At 72.0% G+C, this 22,557-nt stretch carries 14 protein-coding genes; 4 read left to right on the top strand and 10 right to left on the bottom strand.

The window, feature by feature from the left end; translation table 11 throughout:
* Positions 1-131 precede the first annotated feature (131 nt).
* From DN069_RS15530 to DN069_RS15565, 8 genes are all read right to left on the bottom strand, one after another.
* Complete coding sequence (locus DN069_RS15530; RefSeq protein ID WP_111501573.1) at positions 132-482, bottom strand: helix-turn-helix domain-containing protein; 351 nt, start codon at positions 480-482, stop codon at positions 132-134.
* A 190-nt stretch (positions 483-672) separates the two neighbouring features.
* Positions 673-1,164, bottom strand: coding sequence for a CinA family protein (locus DN069_RS15535; protein ID WP_111501574.1), 492 nt, complete (start codon positions 1,162-1,164; stop codon positions 673-675).
* Entirely contained in the window at positions 1,161-1,838 is a 678-nt protein-coding gene (gene pgsA / locus DN069_RS15540; protein ID WP_111501575.1) for a CDP-diacylglycerol--glycerol-3-phosphate 3-phosphatidyltransferase, read from the bottom strand. The genes DN069_RS15535 and pgsA overlap by 4 nt, the downstream gene beginning before the upstream one ends.
* Entirely contained in the window at positions 1,835-3,340 is a 1,506-nt protein-coding gene (gene rimO, locus DN069_RS15545) for a 30S ribosomal protein S12 methylthiotransferase RimO (protein ID WP_111501576.1), read from the bottom strand. The genes pgsA and rimO overlap by 4 nt, the downstream gene beginning before the upstream one ends.
* A 50-nt stretch (positions 3,341-3,390) precedes the next feature.
* Positions 3,391-4,221, bottom strand: coding sequence for a helix-turn-helix domain-containing protein (locus DN069_RS15550; protein WP_111501577.1), 831 nt, complete (start codon positions 4,219-4,221; stop codon positions 3,391-3,393).
* A gap of 281 nt (positions 4,222-4,502) precedes the next feature.
* A complete protein-coding gene (locus DN069_RS15555) occupies positions 4,503-7,274 on the bottom strand; it encodes an FtsK/SpoIIIE family DNA translocase (RefSeq protein ID WP_111501578.1) in 2,772 nt (923 codons plus the stop codon).
* 110 nt (positions 7,275-7,384) lie between these two features.
* A complete protein-coding gene (locus DN069_RS15560) occupies positions 7,385-8,149 on the bottom strand; it encodes a response regulator (protein WP_111501579.1) in 765 nt (254 codons plus the stop codon).
* 273 nt (positions 8,150-8,422) lie between these two features.
* On the bottom strand, positions 8,423-13,045 hold the full coding sequence (locus tag DN069_RS15565) for a HAMP domain-containing protein (RefSeq protein ID WP_165845513.1): 4,623 nt from the start codon (positions 13,043-13,045) through the stop codon (positions 8,423-8,425).
* A gap of 479 nt (positions 13,046-13,524) precedes the next feature.
* Between DN069_RS15565 and DN069_RS15570 the strand changes: the two genes are divergently transcribed.
* The 3 genes from DN069_RS15570 to DN069_RS15580 all read left to right on the top strand — a co-directional run bounded on the left by DN069_RS15570 (position 13,525) and on the right by DN069_RS15580 (position 19,719).
* On the top strand, positions 13,525-16,173 hold the full coding sequence (locus tag DN069_RS15570) for a SpoIIE family protein phosphatase (protein ID WP_111501581.1): 2,649 nt from the start codon (positions 13,525-13,527) through the stop codon (positions 16,171-16,173).
* A 164-nt stretch (positions 16,174-16,337) separates the two neighbouring features.
* Positions 16,338-18,944: a cellulase family glycosylhydrolase gene (locus tag DN069_RS15575; protein WP_165845512.1), complete on the top strand. Its 2,607-nt coding sequence runs from the start codon at positions 16,338-16,340 to the stop codon at positions 18,942-18,944.
* Positions 18,945-19,149: 205 nt separating this feature from the next.
* A complete protein-coding gene (locus DN069_RS15580) occupies positions 19,150-19,719 on the top strand; it encodes a GPR1/FUN34/YaaH family transporter (RefSeq protein ID WP_111501583.1) in 570 nt (189 codons plus the stop codon).
* Here the strand turns inward: DN069_RS15580 and DN069_RS15585 are convergent.
* Positions 19,700-20,626: a phosphatase PAP2 family protein gene (locus tag DN069_RS15585; protein WP_243639273.1), complete on the bottom strand. Its 927-nt coding sequence runs from the start codon at positions 20,624-20,626 to the stop codon at positions 19,700-19,702. The genes DN069_RS15580 and DN069_RS15585 overlap by 20 nt on opposite strands.
* A 78-nt stretch (positions 20,627-20,704) precedes the next feature.
* Positions 20,705-21,280 carry a helix-turn-helix domain-containing protein gene (locus DN069_RS15590; protein WP_111501584.1) on the bottom strand — a complete coding sequence of 192 codons (576 nt, stop codon included), beginning with the start codon at positions 21,278-21,280 and terminating at the stop codon, positions 20,705-20,707.
* 36 nt (positions 21,281-21,316) lie between these two features.
* On the opposite strand from DN069_RS15590, the gene DN069_RS15595 reads away from it, so the two are divergent.
* On the top strand, positions 21,317-22,483 hold the full coding sequence (locus tag DN069_RS15595; protein WP_111501585.1) for a benzoate/H(+) symporter BenE family transporter: 1,167 nt from the start codon (positions 21,317-21,319) through the stop codon (positions 22,481-22,483).
* Positions 22,484-22,557 lie beyond the last annotated feature (74 nt).

Raw genomic sequence — 22,557 nt, forward strand, 5'->3', positions numbered from 1 at the left:
GATCAGCCCAAAGGGGACGGAACGGGACGGATCCAGCGTCAGATTAGCCGCGCGGAGCACGAACGGCCCCTCCCCTGGGCCACACGGGGCTCGGGGAGGGGCCGTTCACGTCACGACGGCTACTACGGCTGTCAGGCGGCGACGACGTCCATCGCGCTGGCCTTGGGCACGAGCGAGGAGACGCGCTCCCCTGGCGGTACCGGCACGGGCTCCAGCAGGGCCGGACGGACCGCCTCGCCGGCGGCCAGCTCGGCGAGCGAGAGCTCGTCGCTGACCTCGCGCATGACCTCGGACATGCGGACATCCAGGGCGTCACAGATCGCGGAGAGCAACTCGGACGAGGCCTCCTTCTGTCCGCGCTCGACCTCCGAGAGGTAGCCGAGCGAGACCCGGGCAGCAGCCGACACCTCGCGCAGGGTGCGGCCCTGGCGCTGGCGCTGCCGACGCAGCACGTCACCCAACAGACGACGGAGCAGGATCATCGGTCGCTCCCTCCTTGGACCGCGGCTCGGAACCTCACAGCCCCACCGTACCGCCTGCCCCGCATCCCGTGCGGGGAGCCCGGTCGTGTTCACTCTTGGCTGCATCCGTGGCCCTCCCCTGCTGTTCGCGGTATCGTCCGCGAATCTTTCCGGCCCATCCCTTGTGTTCTTCCCGGCAGGAACAGCGTTCCTAACCCACCGGTTTGCCCTCCAGAGCGCTGAGGAGCAGTTCGACAGCGGCCGAAACCGCCTTGCGTCGGATTGTGGCACGATCCCCTGACAGGCGTAGGGAAGAGACCGATTCTCCACCCTCCCCACCCGGGGATGCCCACGAGACCGCCACGAAGACGGTGCCGACCGGTTGACCGTCCTGCGGCTCCGGTCCGGCCACGCCTGTCGTGGCCAGGCCATAGTCTGCGCCCATCAGCTGCCGGACGCCACGGGCCATGGCGAGCGCGACGTCCGGGTCCACCGCGCCTCGAGCCGCGATCAACCCGGAGTCCACCCCGAGGACGGAACCCTTGAGCTCGGTGGCGTAAGCCGTGACCGATCCGCGGAAGGCCTTGGACGCCCCCGGCACCGCAACGAACTCCGCCGCGAGCAGTCCGCCGGTCAGCGACTCGGCGACGGCCAGCGTCGCACCCGTGCGGACCAGCGCCGTGAGCGCCGCCTCGGCGGTCACCCCGCGGCGCCCGGCTGCCCGTTCGCGGCGGCCCGCCCGGCGCGGGCGGCCAGCCCGGCACGGCGCAGCACGATCGCCTGACGCACGTAGTCCAGGCCGCTGCCCACGGTGAGCAGAACGGCCAGACCCATGAGCCACCAGCGTGCGGACGCCAGCGGCCCGGTCAGTACCAACACGTACATGCCGACCGCGATTCCCTGGGTCAGCGTCTTGATCTTGCCGCCGCGGCTGGCCGGGATGACGCCGAAGCGGATCACCCAGAAGCGCATCAGTGTGATGCCCACCTCACGGACCAGGATGACCACCGTCACCCACCAGGCCAGATCGCCGAGTGCGGAGAGGCCGATCAGTGCCGTGCCCATGATCGCCTTGTCGGCGATCGGGTCGGCGATCTTGCCGAAGTCGGTCACCAGGCCCATCCGGCGGGCCAGCTCGCCGTCGAACAGGTCGGTGATCATCGCGATGGCGAAGGCCGCCCAAGCCAGGGCGCGCCACTTGGGGTCGTGGCCGCCGCCCGCGAACAGCAGTGCCGCGAAGATCGGCACGATCACCAGGCGCAGCATGGTGAGCAGGTTCGGGATGTTCCACAGCCCCGGCTGATCGCCCGCCCCACCCGGCTGCGAATCCGACGGGGCGCCCGCTCTGGCGGCCCCGCCCCCCGAGGTCTGATTCACGCCGGCACCCCGGCCGACCCGGTCGCGCCGACCACCGCGACGACCTCGGCGTAGAGGTCGACGCCCTCGCTCGCGGTCACCTTGGCCTCCACGAAGTCGCCGGGCGCGAGGTCCTCGACGTCACCGAGCAGGATCGTGATGCCGTCGGTCTCCGGCGCCTGGTGCGCGCCGCGGCCGATCACGCCGTCCTCACCGTCGTTCGACTCGACCAGCACCCGGACGGTGCTGCCGACCCGCTGCTCCGCCCGCTGCGAGGTCAGCTCCTCCGCCAGGCGGCTGACCCGCGCGAGACGCTCGGCCACCTCGTCCTCGGGCAGCTTGCCGTCGTAGTCCGCCGCCTCGGTGCCCTCCTCGTCGGAGTAGCCGAAGACGCCGATCGCGTCGAGCCGGGCGTGGGTGAGGAAGCGCTCCAGCTCGGCCAGGTCCTCCTCGGTCTCTCCGGGGAAGCCGACGATGAAGTTCGAGCGGACGCCGGCCTCCGGCGCCTTGGCGCGGATCTGGTCCAGCAGCTCCAGGAAACGGTCGGTGTCACCGAAGCGCCGCATCCGGCGCAGCACGTTCGGCGCCGAGTGCTGGAACGACAGGTCGAAGTAGGGCGCGACGCCCTCGGTCCCGGTCAGCACGTCGATCAGACCCGGGCGCATCTCGGCGGGCTGCAGGTAGCTGACGCGCACCCGCTCGACGCCCTTGACGGCGGCGAGCTCGGGCAGCAGACCCTCCAGCAGGCGGATGTCGCCGAGGTCCTTGCCGTAGGAGGTGTTGTTCTCGCTGACCAGCATGACCTCGCGGACGCCCTGCTCGGCGAGCCAGCGGGTCTCGTTCAGCACGTCGGAGGGCCGCCGCGAGAGGAAGCTGCCGCGGAAGGCCGGGATCGCACAGAAGCTGCAGCGGCGGTCGCAGCCGGAGGCGAGCTTGACGCTGGCGACCGGGCTGTCGTCGAGCCGCCGGCGCAGGGTCCGCGGGCCGGAGGCGGGCGCGAGGCCGTCCGGCAGGTCGTCGATCTTCGCCTCGGCCGGGGCCTCGACGTTCACGCCGTGGCCGGGGATCGCGACGGCCTCCGCCGCGTCCTGGCGCTCCACGGGCGAGAGCGGCAGCAGCTTGCGCCGGTCGCGCGGCACATGGGAGACGTGCTCGCCGCCGGCGAGGATGGTCTGCAGGCGCTCCGCGATGTCGGCATAGTCGTCGAAGCCGAGCACCGCGTCCGCCTCCGGCAGCGCGTCGGCGAGCTCCTTGCCGTAACGCTCGGCCATGCAGCCGACCGCGACGACGGCCTGGGTGCGGCCGTGACCCTTGAGGTCGTTGGCCTCCAGCAGGGCGTCGACGGAGTCCTTCTTCGCGGCCTCGACAAAGCCACAGGTGTTCACGACGGCGACGTCCGCCTCGGCGGCGTCGGCCACGAGCTCCCACCCGTCGGCCTCCAGCCGCCCGGCGAGTTCCTCGGAATCCACCTCGTTGCGGGCGCATCCAAGGGTGACAAGAGCGACTGTACGGCGTTCGGGCATGCCGCCAAGGTTACCGGGCGGCGGAGCTTCCACTCTCCAGGGGCGCGGCCTCAGCCGGCGACCGGGTCACCGGGGGTGTAGGTGACGTTCACGACCTGGCCGTCGCCGCCGGCGGTGCCGAGGTCCTTGCCGTTGGCCCAGACGTGAACGCCGCCCGCGTTTCCGAGGACCAGCTTCAGCTGCTTGTTGTCGGTGAAGGTCTGGCTCTGGCCCTGCGCGAGGTCGCCCTCGAAGACCACGTGGCCGGTTCCGTCCTTGACCATCATCCAGCTGTCACCGTTCTGCGCCAGCAGCTTCACCGTGACCTTGCCCGCCGGGGCGGCCGCGATCGCGCTGGGCTTGACCGCGGGGGCGGAGGAGGCCGGCGGCAGGGTCGGGTGGAGGACGGGGCCGATCGACGGGTTGGCGACCGAGGACGGGGTGACCGCGGCGGCCGGGGACGGCTTCGAGCCGCCACCGGCGAGGTTGAAGCCGATCACGGCCACGACCACGACGATCGCGGCGACCATCGCGGCGGTCCAGTTCGGGCGGCGGCGCTCCGCGGAGATCCGGCGGTCGCCGACGTTCTCCAGCAGCGGAACGCGCGCGTCCTGTGGCGCACCGCCGTGGGCGGCGTCGTAGCGGCGGACGAGGTCGTCGCCGTCGACGCCGACCGCGCGCGCCAGCGCGCGGACGTGGCCGCGGGCGTAGAAGTCGCCGCCGCAACGGGTGAAGTCGTCCGCCTCGATCGCGTGCACGATCGGCACGCGGACCCGCGTCTCCGCGCTGACCTCGTCGACGGTCAGCCCGGCGGCCACGCGAGCGTTACCGAGCACCTGTCCGATGGAGGGCTCGTTCGCGAGCGGTTCGGTCGCTCCGGTGGAGGTCGTGCCGGTCGTCACAAGGGGCGCCTTTCAAACGTGGGCGGCCAGGCTTCTGCAGAGGGGGTCACGCCCCCCGAGAACGCCGTCGAAACACCAGTCTAGGGGGCGGGTCTGAGCCTCGCTCAACCGGGATTCGGCCGAAAGGGAAGCTCTGCATCCTGATCGTTATCCGGACGCGCCGCGCACCGACGGGCATGTGTTGACGGTGTGTCGGAAACCGACACGCAGCCGCACACAAGATGGTTCCCGCCCGGTCCTCTCAACGACCAGGAGAACCGAACGGACACCCGTACGCGCGCTCATTCCCCCCGGAGAGTGAGCAAAACCCCGTCGAGCTCATCCGGCTGCACCAGCACGTCGCGGGCCTTGGAGCCCTCGCTCGGACCGACGATCCCGCGCGACTCCATCAGGTCCATCAGCCGGCCGGCCTTGGCGAAGCCGACACGCAGCTTGCGCTGGAGCATCGAGGTCGAACCGAACTGGGTGGAGACGACCAGCTCGGCGGCCTGGATCAGCAGATCCATGTCGTCGCCGATCTCCTCGTCGATCTCCTTCTTCGGGCCCGAACCGACCGTGACGTCGTTGCGGTACTCGGCCTGGAGCTGCGCCTTGCAGTGCTCGACGACGGCGGCGATCTCCTCCTCGGTGATGAAGGCGCCCTGCATGCGCAGCGGCTTGCCCGCGCCCATCGGCAGGAAGAGCGCGTCGCCCTTGCCGATCAGCTTCTCGGCGCCGGGCTGGTCGAGGATGACCCGGCTGTCGGCGAGCGAGGAGGTGGCGAAGGCGAGCCGCGAGGGCACGTTCGCCTTGATCAGACCGGTGACGACGTCGACGGACGGACGCTGCGTGGCGAGCACCAGGTGGATGCCGGCGGCGCGGGCGAGCTGGGTGATGCGGACGATCGAGTCCTCGACGTCGCGCGGGGCGACCATCATCAGGTCGGCCAGCTCGTCGACGATCACCAGCAGGTACGGGTAGGGCGTCAGCACGCGCTCGCTGCCGGGCGGCGGCTGCAGCTTGCCCGAGCGCACCGCGCGGTTGAAGTCGTCGACGTGCCGGAAGCCGAAGGCGGCGAGGTCGTCGTAGCGCAGGTCCATCTCACGGACCACCCACTGCAGCGCCTCGGCGGCCTTCTTCGGGTTGGTGATGATCGGCGTGATGAGATGCGGCACGCCCTCGTAGGCGGTGAGCTCGACGCGCTTGGGGTCGACCAGGACCAGCCGGACATCGTCCGGCGTGGCCCGCATCAGCACCGAGGTGATCAGGCAGTTGATGCAGGAGGACTTGCCCGCGCCGGTGGCGCCGGCGACCAGGACGTGCGGCATCTTGGTCAGGTTCGCCATGACCGTCTGGCCCTCGACGTCCTTGCCCATGCCGACCAGCATCGGGTGCGGGTCGCCGGTGGCGGCCTGCGAGCGCAGCAGGTCGCCGAGGTTGACCATCTCGCGGTCGGTGTTGGGGATCTCGATGCCGACCGCGGACTTGCCGGGGATCGGGCTGATGATCCGGACGTCGGGGCTGGCCACGGCGTAGGCGATGTTCTTGGCCAGCGCGGTGATCCGCTCGACCTTGACCGCGGGGCCGAGCTCCACCTCGTAGCGGGTGACCGTCGGGCCGCGGGTGAAGCCGGTGACGGCGGCGTCGACCTTGAACTCGGCGAAGACGCCCATGAGCGAGGCGACCACGTCGTCGTTGGCCTTGGAGCGGGCCTTGCCGGGCCCGCCGCGGGTCAGCAGGTCGACGGAGGGCAGCTGGTAGTGGCCGCCGTCCGGCAGCTTCAGCTGCTCGGAGCGCAGCGGCAGGCCGCTCTCGTCGGCGGAGGCCGCACCGTCCTCGGTGCGGGCCGCCGGGACGGGCACCTCGGGCGCGTGGTCGGGCATCGGCGGCGCGTCCTGCGGCACGTCGGCCGCTGGGACGTCGGACGGCGGGGTGCGGTCCTTGACCCGGCCCAGCATGTCGGCGAGCGCGGCCGAGGGCTGGACGCCGTGCATGACCGCGCCGTCGAGCTCCGCCGCGGCCGCGGCGGCGACGCCGATGGTGTCGAACGGGTCCGGCTGGTCGGCCGCCTCGGCGGCGGCGCCGACCCGGCGGCGCGGACGGCGACGGCGTGGCGTGGCGGCTCCGTCGGCCTCCATCTGGCTGCGCTTGGCCTCCAGGACCGCCCGCTCCTCGGGCGTGCCGGGCTCGCCCTCGAAGTCGCCCTGCGGTGCGTCCGTGCCGAAGCCGAAGTCCTCCAGGCCGTCGAGCCCGGCCTCCTCGTCGAAGCCGCCGTACTCGTGGCGCTGCTCGATGACCGACAGCCGCTCGCCGAGCAGGCGCAGCCGCTGCGGGATCTGGTTGACCGGCGTCGCGGTGACCACCAGCAGGCCGAAGAAGGAGACCAGGGTCAGGAACGGCACGGCCAGGGCGGGGCCGGCGGCGGCCATCAGCCAGCGGGACGCGGCCAGCCCGATCAGTCCGCCGGACTCGCGGATCCGCTCCGCGCCGGCCTGCAGGCTGGGCGCACCGCAGCTGATGTGCACCAGGCCGAGCACGCCGATGGTCAGCGCGGTCAGCCCGATGACGATCCGTCCGTTGGCCTCGGGCCGTTCCGGATGGCGCATCAGCCGCACCGCGATGCCGAAGAGCAGCACCGGGACGAGCCCGGTGAGCTTGCCGAAGGCGCCCTTGACCACGTCGGTGACGGCGACGCCGAGCCAGCCCTGGGGGTCGGACCAGGCTCCGGCGGCGATCAGCAGCGCGAGCGCGATCAGCAGCAGCGCCAGACCGTCCTTGCGGTGCGCCGGGTGCAGGTTCTTGGCTCCGTTGCCGAAGCCGCGCGCGACCGCGCCCACGCCGTTGGCGACGCCGAGCCAACTGCCGCGCACAGCACGGTAGGCGATCGGTTTCGGCGGCCTGGGCGGCGGCGCGGGAGCGACCGCGGCCTTCTTGGCCGGCGCCTTCTTCGCAGGAGCCTTCTTGGCGGGAGCCTTCGCGGCCCCCTTGCCGGCGGCCTTCTTGGCGGGCGTGGCCTTCTTCGCCGTCCCCGCGCCTCGGGTCTGCGAACCGCTTCCGGACGTGCGTGTGGCCATGGCGTTCAGATTACTAGGGTGACAAGGGGCGCAACACGTGCTGCGCCGGGTTGCTCCGCTCGTGTCGCGGCACGAGCGGGCACCGAGGCGGTGTCAAGGGCGACGCGCCGTCAGGCGTCAGGGGTGGCATTCCGGTTCGGGTTGCCGGGCTCCAGGGCGTCGAGGGCGCGACGCAGGCTGACGAGGCGGCGCTCGAGGTGGGTGGCGGTGGAGACGGCGGCCTGGTCGCTGCCCTCGGCGAGCTGCTTCTTCAGCGTCTCGGCCTGCTCCTCGACCGCGGCGAGCCGCGCGGAGAACTCCGAGAGCAGCCCCGTGCCCGGCGACTGCTCGGCCTCCACCTGCAGCCGCAACAGCGCTGCCTGCTCCTTGAGCTGGCAGTTCTTCATGTAGAGCTCGACGAAGACGGAGACCTTGGCCCGCAGCACCCACGGGTCGAACGGCTTGGAGATGTAGTCGACCGCGCCGGCCGCGTAGCCGCGGAAGGTGTGGTGCGGACCGTGGTTGATCGCGGTCAGGAAGATGATCGGGATGTCCCGGGTGCGCTCGCGGCGCTTGATGTGGGCGGCGGTCTCGAAGCCGTCCATCCCGGGCATCTGCACGTCGAGCAGGATGACCGCGAAGTCGTCGTTGAGCAGCGCCTTGAGCGCCTCCTCGCCGGAGCCGGCCCGAACCAGGGTCTGGTCCAGCGCCGAGAGGATCGCCTCCAGCGCCAAGAGGTTCTCGGCCCGGTCGTCGACAAGAAGGATCTTGGCCTTCTGCACCTTGGCCTGCCCTCCTCGCGCCCCCGCCGCCGACGTGGCGGCATTCGCCGCCCCTCGGTACGCGTCGGACTCGTACGTCGCCCGTGTGTCCACCACTGCCCTGCCGACGGTCATGCTAGCCGCACCTCACTGCCCGCACCCGGTGAACTGCCCGCCTCCGGTGACCCAGTCAGTACCGGTAGCAACGCCGAGTGACCTTATCTCGTTCCCGCGCCACAGAGCCACCACCCTGACGAGTGGGGACAACTCGTATCTGACGGTCCGTTCGAGGCGTGGGTTCCGGATGGATGCCCGATGACCCACCCCTCAACCGGGCTTGACACGGAGCCGGACGCATATGCCCGGACCCCCTGCCCACCTGGACGATCGGCCTTCACCCCTGCCCGTTCACCGGTTCTTGGCCCGCAGCCAGTGCTCCATCACCCCGAGCAGGTGGTCGGTGTCGACCGGCTTGGTGACGTGGTCGGAGGCACCCGCGGCGAGACTCTTCTCACGATCGCCCTTCATCGCCTTCGCCGTGAGCGCGATGATCGGCAGGCCCGCGAACTGAGGCATCGCCCGGATCGCCTCGGTCGTGGCGTAGCCGTCCATCTCCGGCATCATGATGTCCATCAGTACCACGGCGACGTCCTCGTGCTGCTCGAGCACCTCGATGCCCTCACGGCCGTTCTCCGCGTACAGCACCGACAGCCCGTACGTCTCCAGCACGCTGGTGAGCGCGAAGACGTTGCGGATGTCGTCGTCGACGATGAGCACCTTCTCACCGTCGAACCGGCCCGAGAAGGGCGCGAAGCTCCCCTCCTGCGCCCCCGCGGCCTGGCCGTCCTCGGCCTCCTCCGCCCGGGACGGCGCCGACGGCTGCTGCCCGGGCGCCGACAGGCTCGCCCGGGCCGCACCGTCCACGGCGGACGGGCCGGACGCCGGCGCAGCGGGCACGGCCGCCGACGCGTCGGGCCGGGCGACGGGCGGCGTGGCGGGTCGGGAAGAAACCGACGTGCGCATCGAACCGGAGGGCGCGCGGCGACGCTCGTGCGCCGCCTCGATGACCTCCTGGGCCCACAGCTCCGCCGGGCTCACCCCGCCGCGGCCGCTACCGGCCGGCGGGAGCGTCGCCTCGGCGTCAGGCGCCTCGCGCAGCGGCAGGTAGAGCGTGAAGGTGGAGCCCCGGTCCAGCTCGCTCTCGGCGTTGATCTCACCGCCCAGCAGCCGGGCGATCTCACGGGAGATGGAGAGCCCGAGGCCGGTGCCGGCGTACTTGCGGCTGGTGGTGCCGTCGGCCTGCTTGAACGCCTCGAAGATCTCCCCCAGCTTGTTCTGCGGCACGCCGATGCCGGTGTCGGTGACCGAGAAGGCGATCAGCGGCTCCTCCGGGTCGGCGATCGCGCCGGACTCCAGCATCTGCTCGCGGATCGCCTGCGGCGCCCGGTGCTCCCCGCCCGGCCCGCCCGCGGGCTCGATCAGCAGCTCGACCGCGCCGGAGTCGGTGAACTTGACCGCGTTGGACAGCAGGTTGCGCAGCACCTGCTGCAGCCGCTGCTCGTCGGTGTGCAGGGTGACCGGCAGCTCCGGCGAGACCCGGACCGCGAAGTCCAGGCCCTTGTCGGCGGTCAGCGGCCGGAAGGTGGCCTCGACGTAGTCGACCAGCTGCACCAGGGCGATCCGGGTCGGGCGGATGTCCATCTTGCCCGCCTCGACCTTGGACAGGTCCAGGATGTCGTTGATCAGCTGCAGCAGGTCGGAGCCGGCGCCGTGGATGGTCTCGGAGAACTCGACCTGCTTGGGGCTGAGGTTGCCCTCGGCGTTGTCGGCGAGCAGCTTGGCCAGGATCAGCAGCGAGTTGAGCGGCGTGCGCAGCTCGTGCGACATGTTGGCGAGGAACTCGGACTTGTAGCGGGTGGAGAGTTCGAGCTGCTCGGCGCGCTCCTCCAGGACCTGGCGGGCCTCCTCGATCTCGGAGTTCTTGATCTCGATGTCGCGGTTCTGCACCGCGAGCTGCTCGGCCTTCTCCTCCAACTCGGCGTTGGAGCGCTGCAGCTCCTCCTGCCGGGCCTCCAACTCGGCCGACCGCATCGAGAGTTCGGCCGTGAGGCGCTGCGACTCCAGCAGCAGGCCCTCGGTCTTGGTGTTGACCGCGATGGTGTTGACCGTGACGCCGATCATCTCGGCGATCTGGTCCAGGAAGTCCATGCTGATCTTGGTGAACGGGTTGAACGAGGCCAGCTCGATCACGCCCAGCAGCCGGCCCTCGAAGAGCACCGGCATCACGATCACGTTGACCGGCGCGGCCTCGCCGAGACCCGAGGCGATCTTCAGATATCCGGGCGGGGCGTCCCTGAGCAGGATCGGCTTCTTCTCGATCGCCGCCTGGCCGACCAGGCCCTCGCCCAGATGGAACGAGGTCGGCATGGCGCGCCGCTGGTAGCCGTACGAGCCGATCAGCCGCAGCACGGTGTCGTGCTCGATGGCCTCCTCGCCGGCGTCGGCGGTCATCTCGCTGCGCAGCGCCGGCATGGCCAGGAAGAACGCGCCGTGCTGGGCGGAGACCACCGGGGTGAGCTCGCTCATGATCAGCGAGCTGACCGCCTCCAGGTCGCGGCGGCCCTGCATCAGACCGGAGATCCGGGCCAGGTTGGTCTTCAGCCAGTCCTGCTCCTGGTTGGTCCGGGTGGTCTCGCGCAGGTTGGCGATCATCTGGTTGATGTTGTCCTTGAGCTCGTCGAGCTCACCGGCCGCGTCCACGTCGATGCGCAGGCTCAGGTCGCCGCGGGTCACCGCGGTGGCGACCTGGGCGATGGCGCGCACCTGCCGGGTCAGGTTCCCGGCCAGCTCGTTCACGGACTCGGTCAGGTCCTGCCAGGTCCCGGCGACGCCCGGGACGCGCGCCTGGCCGCCGAGGCGGCCGTCGGTGCCCACCTCGCGGGCCACGCGGGTGACCTCGTCGGCGAAGGCGGACAGCTGGTCGACCATCGTGTTGATGGTGGTCTTGAGCTCCAGGATCTCGCCGCGGGCGTCGACGTCGATCTTGCGGGTCAGGTCGCCCTTGGCGACGGCCGTGGTCACCTGGGCGATGTTGCGCACCTGGCCGGACAGGTTGTCGGCCATCAGGTTCACGTTGTCGGTCAGGTCCTTCCACATGCCGGCCACGCCGGGCACCCGGGCCTGACCGCCCAGGATGCCCTCGGTGCCCACCTCGCGCGCCACCCGGGTCACCTCGTCGGCGAACGCGGACAGCTGGTCGACCATCGTGTTGAGGGTGTCCGCGAGCGCGGCGACCTCGCCCTGCGCGTCGATGGTGATCTTCTTGGACAGGTCGCCGCCGGCGACCGCGGTGGCGACCTGGGCGATGTTGCGCACCTGGAAGGTCAGGTTGGACGCCATCAGGTTCACGTTCTCGGCCAGGTCGCGCCAGATGCCCTCGACGCCCTTGACCCGGGCCTGACCGCCCAGGATGCCCTCGGTGCCCACCTGGCGGGCGACGCGGCTCACCTCGTCCGCGAAGACCGAGAGCTGGTCGACCATCGTGTTGACGGTGGTGACCAGCTCCAGGATCTCGCCGCGGGCGTCGACGGTGATCTTCTTCGACAGGTCGCCGCGGGCCACGGCCGTGGTGACCTCGGCGATGTTGCGGACCTGGTTGGTCAGGTTGTTGGCCATCAGGTTGACCGAGCTGGTCAGGTCCTTCCAGGTGCCGGAGACCCCCGGCACCTGCGCCTGACCGCCGAGACGGCCCTCGGTGCCGACGTCCGTGGCGACCCTGGTCACCTCGTCCGCGAAGGCGGACAGCTGGTCCACCATCGTGTTGAGCGTCGTCTTGAGCTGGAGGATCTCGCCGCGCGCGTCGACGGTGATGCGCTGGGTTAGGTCACCGCGGGCCACCGCCGTCGAGACGGTGGCGATGTTGCGCACCTGGAAGGTCAGGTTCGACGCCATCAGGTTCACGTTGTCGGTCAGGCCGCGCCACACGCCGGCCGCGCCGGGGACCATGGCCTGGCCGCCGAGGATGCCCTCGGTGCCGACCTCGCGCGCCACACGCGTCACCTCGTCGGCGAAGGCCGAGAGCTGGCCCACCATCGCGTTGATGGTGTTCTTCAGTTCGAGGATCTCGCCGCGCGCGTCCACCTCGATGGTCGAGGACAGGTCGCCGCGCGCCACCGCCGTCGTCACCAGGGCGATGCTGCGCACCTGGTCGGTGAGGTTGGTCGCCATCTGGTTGACGTTGTCGGTCAGGTCCTTCCAGGTGCCGGCGACGCCTGGCACCTGCGCCTGACCGCCGAGCCGGCCCTCGGTGCCCACCTCGCGCGCCACACGCGTCACTTCGGCCGCGAAGCCGGAGAGCTGGTCCACCATCGTGTTGACGGTGTTCTTCAACTCCAGCATTTCGCCCGCGACCTGGGCGGTGACCTTGCGGGACAGGTCGCCCTTGGCGACCGCGGTGGTGACCAGCGCGATGTCGCGCACCTGCGCGGTCAGCCGGCTGGCCATCATGTTGACCGAGTCGGTCAGGTCCTTCCAGGAACCCGACATGCCGCGCACCCGTGCCTGGCCGCCGAGCTTGCCCTCGGTGCCGACCTCGACGGCGAGCCGGGTCACCTCGTCGGTGAACTCCGAGAGCTGGTCGACCAGTCCGTTGACGGTCCGGCCCACCTTGAGGAACTCGCCGCGCAGCGGGTGCGAGCCGCCGTCCGGACCGAGCGCGCGCAGTTCCATCCGCTGCTGCAGGTCGCCCTCGGCGATCGAGCCGAGCACCCGGCCGACCTCGGCCATCGGCCGGGCCAGGTCGTCGATCAGCGCGTTGGAGTTGTCGATCGCCGCCGCCCAGGCGCCCTCGCTCGGCCCGAGCTCGAGCCGCTCGCCGAGCCGGCCCTCGCGTCCGACGGTGCGCCGCACCCGCGCCAACTCTCCGGTGAGGTGCTGGTTACGCTCCGCGACCTGGTTGAAGACGGCGGCGATCTCGGCCATGACCGAGTCCCCTGGCACGGTGAGCCGCTTGCGGAAGTTGCCGTCGCGCATCGCGGTCAGCGCGGTCAGCAGCTTGCGCAGATCGGCCGCGTCGGCACCGCCGGCCTTGCTCGGCCCGCGGCTCGACTGCCGTGTCCCGCCCGGCTTGGGCTTCGCCGCGACCGCGGTCGCCCTGCTCGAATCCACGGGCCTGCCTCCAGAGTTGCGTTGAATGCCCCGCGGCTGCCCGGCCGGAGGCCGCGGGACGCATCCCCAACAATCTAACGACCACCGAGGGTTGCGCGAGGGTCGCAGACGGGTATCGGCCCCGCTGGGGCCCGATCGCACCCCTGCGATCGGTGTCAGGTTCAGATCGAGTCACCGAACGTACCTGCTTCACTCCCCAAGCGGTACCGGGGATCAGTAACCTGGCGGCACGACTCGGCGTTGGGCCAGTGGCGTCGCACAGATACCGCACCGGGAGTGCCCGCCGGGATCGGTAAACCCCGGTAACGTGAAGCCGGTAGCCCGGAAGAAGGAGGAGGCGCCTCGTGGGTGACGCCACCGCGCGAGCCGCCGCCACGTTCGAACCTGTCGGCCGCTCCGTCGCCGCCGCGCGCGCCTTCGTCCGCGACACGCTACAGGGCTGGGGCTTCGGCGAGGTCGTCGACGACGCGGTGGTGCTGGTCAGCGAGCTGGTCACCAACGCGGTCGTGCACGCCGGCACCGCCGCGCAGGTCGAGCTGCTGCGCCAGGAGGACCAGGTCCGCGTCGAGGTCGGCGACCGCTATCCGCGCCGCGCGCTGCCGATCTACCCGGGCGCCGAGGACAGCGCCGCCGTCACCGCCGAGCTGGAACGCGAGGGCGGCCGCGGCCTGCTGCTGTGTGCCGCGCTGGCCGGCCGCTGGGGCGTCGACTACACCGCCACCGACAAGCGCGTCTGGTTCACCCTGAACCTGCCGCCGCGCGCCACCGGCACCCGCGTCGCCGGACCGCTCACCCCGGACGCGCAGCTGCCCGAGGCCGAGGAGCAGGTCCACGTCGCCGTGGTGCAGGTGGACGGCGAGGGGCTGATCTCCGCCTGGAACCAGGACGCCGAGCTGCTCTTCCAGCACGACGCGGTCAAGACCGTCGGCCGCCCCTTCGGCGAGCTGGCCGCCTGGCCGCAGACGCCCGGCACCGGCCTCGGCATCGACGAGGCACTGCGGCTCTCCCGCTGGGAGGGCAGCTACGCGATGCGACGCGGCGACGGCCGCCTGATCGGCGTCTACGGCGCCCACCTGCGGGTCCGCGACACCCACGGCAACCCCTCGACGGTCTGCCTGCTGGTGCGCGAGCCGGAGCGCGCGGTGCTGCAGACCCCGTCGCGGCCCGCCTCGGCCGCCGCCGAGCACGGCGCGCGCCCGGACGGCCCGGCCCTGGACGCCTTCCTCGGCCCGCTGACCGGCGGCCAGGCTCCGGACGACCTCGACGGGCTGCTGCAGCGCACCGTCGAGCGGGCCCGCGACCTGCTCGACGGCGACGCCGCCTACCTGCTGCTGGCCACCGACGACGAGACCGAGCTGGAGGTCCGCGCCAGCTGCGGCCTGCCGGCCGGACGTCAGCGCTTCGCCCGGGTGCCGGTCGAGTCCGGCATCGGCCGCTTCGGCTCCGCGCGACTCCCCACCGTCCACGAGGACCTGACGGACTCCCCCGGCGCGGTGCCACTGCTGGGCGGCACCACCCTGCGGTCCGTGGTGACGGTCCCGCTCAAGGTCGAGGGACGGCTCACCGGCTCGCTCGGCGTGGCCGCCCAGTCGCCGGGCCAGTACCGCAACGAGGACGCGCTGCGGCTGCAGTTCGCGGCCGACCGGATCGCGCTGGCGGTCGAGAGCGCCCGCCTGACCGAGCTGGAGCGGCTGCGGCGCGGCTCGCTGTCCTTCCTGGTCGAGGCCTCCGACCTGCTGGCCGGCACGCTGGAGCGGGACCAGACACTGGCGCTGGTCGCGCAGATGACCGTCCCGACGCTGGCGGCCTGGTGCGCCGTCTACACGACGTACACCGGCATCGACCCGTCCGTTCCCGAGCTCGCCTACGTCCTGCACGAGGACGAGGAGCAGATCGACGGGCTGCGCGCCCTGCTGGAGAGCATCGCGCCCCCCGAGCCGCTGAACACGCCCGGCGCGCGCGACTGGCCCGTGCCCACGGACGCGGCGCAGGACGCCGCCCTGCGCGCCGCGCTGCGGGCGCGCACCCAGGGCGCGGGCGAGACCGCCGCGCAGCGCGCGGCCATGGCCACGGCGGCGACCGTCGGCGGCGAGACGGTCGTGCTGCCGCTGGTCGCCCGCAACCGCGTCATCGGCATGCTGACGCTCGGCAAGGCCGCGGAGGAGAAGTTCCGCCGCGAGATCCTGGAGCTCGCCGAGGACCTCTCCCGCAGGGCCGCGCTCGCACTCGACAACGCCCGCCTGTACAGCGAGCGCACCGCGATCTCCCGCGCCCTGCAGCGCAGCCTGCTGCCGCCCGCGGTGCCGCGGGTGCCCGGCGTGGAGGTCGAGGTCATCTACCGTGCGGCCGGCGAGGGCAACGAGGTCGGCGGCGACTTCTACGACATCTTCCCGATCCGCGAAGGCACCTACGGCTTCGCCATCGGCGACGTCTGCGGCACCGGCCCCGAGGCCGCCGCGGTCACCGGCCTGGCCCGCCACTCGCTGCGCCTGCTGGCCCGCGAGGGCTTCAACGCGCCCGAGGTGCTGAAGCGGCTGAACGCCGCGATTCTCGACGAGGGCGACCGGGGCCGGTTCCTCACCCTGCTCTACGGCGAGATGACGCCGCGCGAGGACGGCTCGGTCGAACTGCGCACGGTCTGCGCCGGCCACCCCCTGCCGCTGCGGCTGCGCCCGGACGGCACGGTCACCCCCGCGGCCTCGCCGCAGCCGCTGCTGGGCGTCATCGACGACCTCGACCTGGAGGCCGAGACCTTCGTCCTCGACCCGGGCGACGTGCTGCTCTGCGTCACCGACGGCGTCACCGAGCGCCGCGACGGCCCCCGCATGCTCGGCGACGACGGCCTCGCCGAGGTCCTCACCACCTGCACCGGCCTCACCGCGGGCGCGGTCGCCACCCGCATCCTCCGCGCGGTCGAACGCTTCGCCGCGGACCCGGCGTCGGACGACATGGCCATCCTCGCGCTGCGTGTGCTGGGGGCACCTTCGAGGTAGTTGCACGCCTCTGAGGTGAGTGCGACGACCTGGAGCGGACGCGGTCCCTCCGCCAAACCTTCACAACTCCCCTGCCCCGCTTGTCCGGTTCTCACCCGTTGTGGCGCCTGTGAGGTGGCTGGGACCCCTGTTGCCGACGTGGGCATATGCCTAGCATCTCGGGGATGTCCCGCCCCTCGCGTCGCGCTCCGTTCGCCGCCGTGGTCACCGCCGGAGGCCTGCTCGCGGTCTGCGCGGCCGCCGCCTACGCCGATCCGACCTCGCTGTTCACACCCGTGCCCTGGTCCGCGTTCCAGCTGACCACCGTGCGCGGGCTGTGGTCCGTGGCCGGGATCGCGGTCTTCGTGCCCGTCCTGCTGCTTGCCACCGCGTGGGGGACCGCGGTCTCCTTCCGCGGCGCCGCCGAGACGGTCGGGCGCAGGCGCATGGTGTTCCGGCTCTGGGGGGTCACGATCCTGTCGACCGCGCTCGCGCGGCTCGCGGAGATGATCGCCGAGACCGGCGGCGCCGGCGTGCACGGGGGCGCGCAGACCCTGGTCGCGACCGCGCTGTGGGACTGCGGGCTGCCCGCGCTGCGCGTGGCGTTCGTCGGATGGATCCCCGCGGTGCTGGGCGCCTACGCGCACCGCTACCGGCCGCGCCCCGAGGGGTCCAGGCGGCGGCGCATGCCGACGCCGCCGCACTTCGGCTGGCGTTGGGCGCTGATGGGCACCGTCCTGCCGCTCGCCCTGCTCGGTCCGCTCGTCGGGCCGATGCTCTGGGAGGGCTCCCCCGCCGCCTCCTTCTACGGCGAGTCACTGAGCCTGCGGCGCCTGCCCTTCGGCCTGGACCTCGGACCCGCTCGCTTCGTGGTCGAGCTGGGGACCGCCGCCATCGTCGGCGCGGTCCTGCTCGCCCGCTCCTCGCGCCGCTTCGACTACACCCGCCCCGCCGACCTGCTGTTGGGCGGCTGGCTCGCCGCACTCGGCGGCGGCTTGGCGGCGGGCGTCGTGCAGACGGCGCTCGCGCTGCCGCGCGACCTGCAGGGCACCGACCTCTTCGTGCTGCCCGACGCCGGACTGCGCCTCGGCACCGGCCTCTCCCTCGGCGTCGCCTTCGGCTGGGCCGTGGTACCGGCCCTGCTGCTGATCAGCCGGCTCCTCGACGCCATCTCCGGCGGGCGCCGGCGCTTCGCGACCGTGCTCGCCTCCGCGACGGCCCTCGCTGTCGGCTCCTGGGGCCTCGCCCAGGCCACGCCGAGCGTGGCGACTCCACCGCCGACCATCGGCGCCGCCGCCCGCGCCACCGCGACCGCCGCACTGCCCGGCCTGACCGTCCGTCAGGCCGGCGGCGCCACGCCCGCCGCCATCACCGACGTGAACGGCCGCCAGGTGCTGCTGCGCGGCGTCAACGTCAACCAGCTCGTGCAGTACGCGGCCCCCACGCCCGACCGCCCGACCGTGCGCCCGCTCGGGGACGCCGACTTCGCCGCGATGGCCGCGCTCGGCTTCGACGTCGTGCGCCTCGACCTCTCCTGGTCGGCGCTGGAACCCAGCCGGGGTCAGTACGACCAGGGCTACCTCCAGCGCATCAAGGACACCGTCGCCATGGCCGCCCGCCACGGCCTCTACACCGACCTCGACATGCACGAGGACGCCTGGGGCCCCGCGATCGCGGCCCCCGCCGGCACCAACTGCCCGAGCGGCAGTACGCCCGCCCTCGGTTACGACGGCGCACCCGCCTGGGCGACCCTGACCGACGGCGCCTCCCGCTGCCAGCGGCTCAGCCGCGACCTGACCCCTGCCAACGCCCAGGCGTTCAGCGCGTTCTACCACGACAGCAACGGCATCCAGACCGAACTCGTGCGCACCTGGGCCATGTTGGCCCGCGCCTTCGCGGCCGACCCGAGCGTCGCCGGCTACGGGCTGCTCAACGAGCCCGGCGTCGGCGACGACCCGCCGGCCACCTCGTCCGTGCTGCTCGGCGCCTACGAGGACCGCGCCGTGCAGGCGATCCGGCAGGCCGAGCAGCAGACCTCCGGCGGCTTCCCGCACCTGGTCTTCATCGAACCCAGCGTGCTCTGGTCCGGCCTGGGCTTCGACGCGGCCCCGCCGCGCGGCTTCAGCGACGATCCCTACTTGGTCTTCGCACCCCATCTCTACAGCGAGTCCATCACCATGGACCGCTCGCTGGGATTCACCCTCGTCTCCGTCGAACGCGGCTTCGCGCTCGCCGAGCAGCAGGCCAAGGCCTACGGCATGCCGCTGTGGGCCGGCGAGTGGGGCTGGTTCGGCAGCACCACCAGCAGCGCCACCGGCAGCAAGCCCGATCCGTCCGGCGACCCGGCCATGCTGCGCCGCTTCGCCGCGGCCGAGGACCAGGCCGGGATCGGCGACGCCTACTGGGTCTGGCGGCAGGCCTGCGGCAGCCCGGAGAGCGACCAACAGGCCCGCGTCGTCGGCAACCTGGTCGCGGTCGACTGCGCGACGGGCAAGGACATCCCGCCCACCGCCGCGACGACGGCCGTGCTCGCGCGCCCCTACCCCCGCGCCGTCCCCGGCGCGCTCACCTCACTCACCTCGGACCCGACGACCAAGGCCCTCGCCCTGACCGGCGACGCGCCCGTCGCGACCGTCACCGGACCGGCCTGCACGCTGGACGTGTGGTATCCCGGCGCCACACAACCGAAGCCTGACACCACCGGTGTCAGCGGGCTGACGGTGCGCCGGACCGCCGGCGGCTGGCGCGTCACCGGCTGTGCCAGCGGACGTTACCGACTGTCCATCGGCTGAACCGTCCGTAAGCGCCGCCGGGATCGGTCGGACACGGTCTAATACACCCCTCAACAGGGGCTCCGCAGGAGATCCACCAACTTGCTCGATATCACTCTGATTACGGCGTGTTGACGAGCCGTCACTGTCGGGTACGGGACAGGTGTCGGACAGACGGCCGAAAACCGGCCGTCGCGTGGCATCACCCCCCGTGAAAGGAGCCCCCGTGAGCAACGAAGCCGCGGTGGCCAACAACCGCTCCCTCACCCTCGGTGCCGCAGCAGGATCGCTCGGCTACCTCGCCCTGGGCCTCACCCTGCTGGCCTACGGCATCGTCTCCACCGGTGTCATCCACAACACCACCGTCGCCGACACCCACGGCCTCACCTTCTGGGTCGGCGGGGTCGCCCTCTTCATCTGCGGCCTGGTCGAGTTCCGCTCGGCCAGCGCGGCGACCGGCACCGCCTTCGCCGGCCTCGGCGCCCTCTGGGTCGTCGCGGCGCAGGCCTCACCTTCGTCCGCCAACGCTGCCGGACTCTTCTACATCATCTGGGCTCTGCTGGCAGTCGCCCTGACCGCCTCGCAGTGGCGCGACGGGAGCCTGCTGATCCGCGGGGTCTACGGCCTGTTCACCGTCGCCCTGGTGCTCTGGGCGATCGGCGCCTTCGCGGGCAGCTCCGGCCTGGACAAGACGGCGGGCTGGGCGGCCGCGGTAGCCGGTCTGCTCTCCTGGTACGGGGCGACCGTGTCGCTCGGCGGCAGCAGCTGGGCCGGGCTCAATCTCCCCGTCCGCTGATCCCACCGGCATCGGCCGGGCGGCCGGCTCCCACCGGGGCGGGCGGAGGCCCGAGGGGGGTCTCCGCCCCGCCGTCGCCGCCCTCCCCGTCCACCACCGAACGGCGCAGCAGGTACGCGGCCCGCAACCGGGCCGCGTACCACTGCACCAGATAGGCGAGCAGCAGCAGCGCGACGGCCGCGACGCCGTCCAGCCAGTAGTGGTTGGCCGTCACCACCACGACAGCCACCGTCAGGATCGGGTGCACCAGCACCAGCCAGCGCCACCGGCTTCGGCTCAGCCGGATGACCGCGACGGCCACCAGCACGCACCACGCCACGTGCACCGAGGGCATCGCCGAGTACGAGTCGGCCTGCAGCCCCCCGATCGTCGCCCCGTAGACGGACTGGCCGTACTGCACGGCGACGTCGACCATGCCACTGTCCGGCAGCAGCCGCGGCGGGGCCACCGGTATCAGCTGCACCAGCAGCGACCAGGCGGTGACCAGCACCACCGTCATCCGCACCCAGGGATAGGCCCGCCGGTGCCGCAGGAAGACCCAAGCCAGCAGCGCGATCATCGCGCCGAAGTGCATGCTCGCGTAGTAGTAGTTGGCGCCCTGCACCAGCCAGGGGTGCGGCAGCACCCAGCTCTGCAGGGTCAGTTCGTTCGGCAGATGGAGCCGGCGCTCGGCGTCCCAGATGCTCTGCCCCCGGGAGACGGCGCCGTCCTCGCTCATCACCGACAGCTGGCCGGCGTACTGCCACACCGCGAAGAGGGCGATCATCGTCGCCGCCTCACGCACCACGAGCCCCACGTTGACCCGGCGCGGCGAGGGCGCGCCGATCCGCCGGACCGCGACGCTCGCGCCGTAGGCCGCGACGGCCAGCGCACCCGCGGACTGCCAGCTCAGCGTGAGGTTCAGCACGACGCGGCCCCCTTTCGTAGCGCTCACCGTAGTGCCTACCGGTGACAACGCGCGCGTCGGGAAGTCTTCAGCCCCGGTTCACACCGGAAGGTCCGAAACCTCCAGGGGATGCCTGATCAACAGCGAGGCGTGGACCGACTCCTCGCCCAGCGCCGCGTAGATGTGCGGCGTGTCCGAGACGAAGGACGCGTGCTCGCCCGCCCGCACCACGATCGGGTCCCCGACCGGCCCGAGCTTCGCCGTGCCGGAGAAGACGGTCACGTACTCGACCACGCCCTCGGGGTGCGCCGGCGAGGTCTGCAGCACACCGGGGCGGATCTCCAGGCGGTACAGCTCGGTGCTGATGCCGTCGTCCTGGAACACCTCCAACAGCTGCGCCGCGACCGCCGTGCCCCGCACCGCCGGCACGTCGAGCGGCTCGCCCGGAGTGGAGAGCAGCATCGCCAGCGGCACACCGAGCTGTCCGGCGATGGCGTAGAGCGTCTCCGCCGTGGGGTTCCGGCTCCCCGTCTCCAACCCGGACAGCGTCGCCTTGCCGACGCCCGCCCGGCGGGCCAGCTCGGACAGGCTGATGCCACGGCTCACGCGCAGCGCCCGGATACGCTCGCCGGTCGCGGCGGCCGCATCCGCGGACCAGTGTGCGGAATACCCCATGGCCCCGAGTATCCCGTGTCCGCTAGCGTTCCGTTTATGGAACGCAGGAACCAACGCGAACTGATACCCGTCCAGCCGGTGACCGCCGGGCTGATCACCGCCGTGGTCGGCTTCAGCAGCTCCTTCGCCCTCGTGCTGACCGGCCTGCGCGGGGTCGGCGCCGACCGCGACCAGGCCGTCTCCGGCCTGCTCCTGCTCTGCCTGAGCATGGGCGGCCTCGCCGTCTGGCTCGGTCTCCGGTACCGGCAGCCGATCAGCATCGCCTGGTCGACACCGGGCGCCGCGCTCCTGGCGACCGCGGGCACCCCGGCGGGCGGCTACCGGGCAGCCGTGGGCGCGTTCGTGATCTGCGGGCTGCTGCTGACGCTGACCGGTCTCTGGCCTCGGCTGAGCCGCATCGTCGCCGCGATCCCCGCCGGCCTCGCCACAGGCCTGCTCGCCGGCGTGCTGCTGCCGCTCTGCCTGGCCCCCGTGCAGGCGTCCTTTCATCTGCCGGGACTGATGCTCCCGGTCATCGCCGTCTGGGCAGCGCTGTTGCGCTGGGCCCGTCGCTGGGCGACGCCGGGAGCACTGGTGGCCCTGCTGGTCGTCCTGGCCGTCCGGACGCCGCTTCATCTCGGCGGAGCAGCCGGGTCTCTCCTTCCACGGATCACGCTCTCGGCGCCGGCGGCCAGCTGGTCGGCGGTCATCGGGATCGCTCTGCCGCTCTACGTCATCACCATGGCGTCGCAGAACATCCCGGGCATCGCGGTGCTCCGCCACTTCGGCTACCACCCACCGGTCCGACCCGTGCTCACCGCTACGGGCCTCAGCACGACGGCCACGGCCTTCGGCGGCGGTTACACCGTCAACCTCGCCGCGATCACCGCCGCGCTCTGCGCCGGCCCCGACGCCCATCCGGACCGCGACCGCCGCTGGATCGCCTCGGTCACCGCAGGCTGCTGCTACGTCCTGCTCGGCCTGACAGCTGGTGCCTCCGCCACCCTCCTGACGCAGGCACCTCCGCAACTGGTCGAGGCAATCGCCGGCCTCGCCCTGCTGCCGACCCTGGGCTCCGCCCTCTCGTCCGCACTGGCGGAGGAGAAAGGCCGCGAGGCCGCGGTACTCACCTTCGTCGTTGCTGCATCCGGGGTATCCGCGTTCGGGATCGGGGCACCGGTGTGGGCCCTCGCGGCGGGGCTGGCGTTGCGGTTCTTGATCTGACCCGCAACGCAATGAAGGCCCCTGACCAGTGGTCAGGGGCCTTCATTGTAAGAGTTGTTCGGCGGCGTCCTACT

It is taken from the genome of Streptacidiphilus pinicola, from assembly GCF_003258295.1.
Classification (GTDB): Bacteria; Actinomycetota; Actinomycetes; order Streptomycetales; family Streptomycetaceae; genus Streptacidiphilus; species Streptacidiphilus pinicola.

What these genes read in the sequence shown, in the direction of transcription:
- DN069_RS15530 (WP_111501573.1), bottom strand. Translation starts at nt 482, where the DNA reads ATGATCCTGCTCCGTCGTCTGTTGGGTGACGTGCTGCGTCGGCAGCGC.
- rimO (WP_111501576.1), bottom strand. Translation starts at nt 3,340, where the DNA reads ATGCCCGAACGCCGTACAGTCGCTCTTGTCACCCTTGGATGCGCCCGC.
- DN069_RS15555 (WP_111501578.1), bottom strand. Translation starts at nt 7,274, where the DNA reads ATGGCCACACGCACGTCCGGAAGCGGTTCGCAGACCCGAGGCGCGGGG.
- DN069_RS15560 (WP_111501579.1), bottom strand. Translation starts at nt 8,149, where the DNA reads ATGACCGTCGGCAGGGCAGTGGTGGACACACGGGCGACGTACGAGTCC.
- DN069_RS15565 (WP_165845513.1), bottom strand. Translation starts at nt 13,045, where the DNA reads ATGCGCGACGGCAACTTCCGCAAGCGGCTCACCGTGCCAGGGGACTCG.
- DN069_RS15575 (WP_165845512.1), top strand. Translation starts at nt 16,338, where the DNA reads ATGTCCCGCCCCTCGCGTCGCGCTCCGTTCGCCGCCGTGGTCACCGCC.
- DN069_RS15590 (WP_111501584.1), bottom strand. Translation starts at nt 21,280, where the DNA reads ATGGGGTATTCCGCACACTGGTCCGCGGATGCGGCCGCCGCGACCGGC.
- DN069_RS15595 (WP_111501585.1), top strand. Translation starts at nt 21,317, where the DNA reads ATGGAACGCAGGAACCAACGCGAACTGATACCCGTCCAGCCGGTGACC.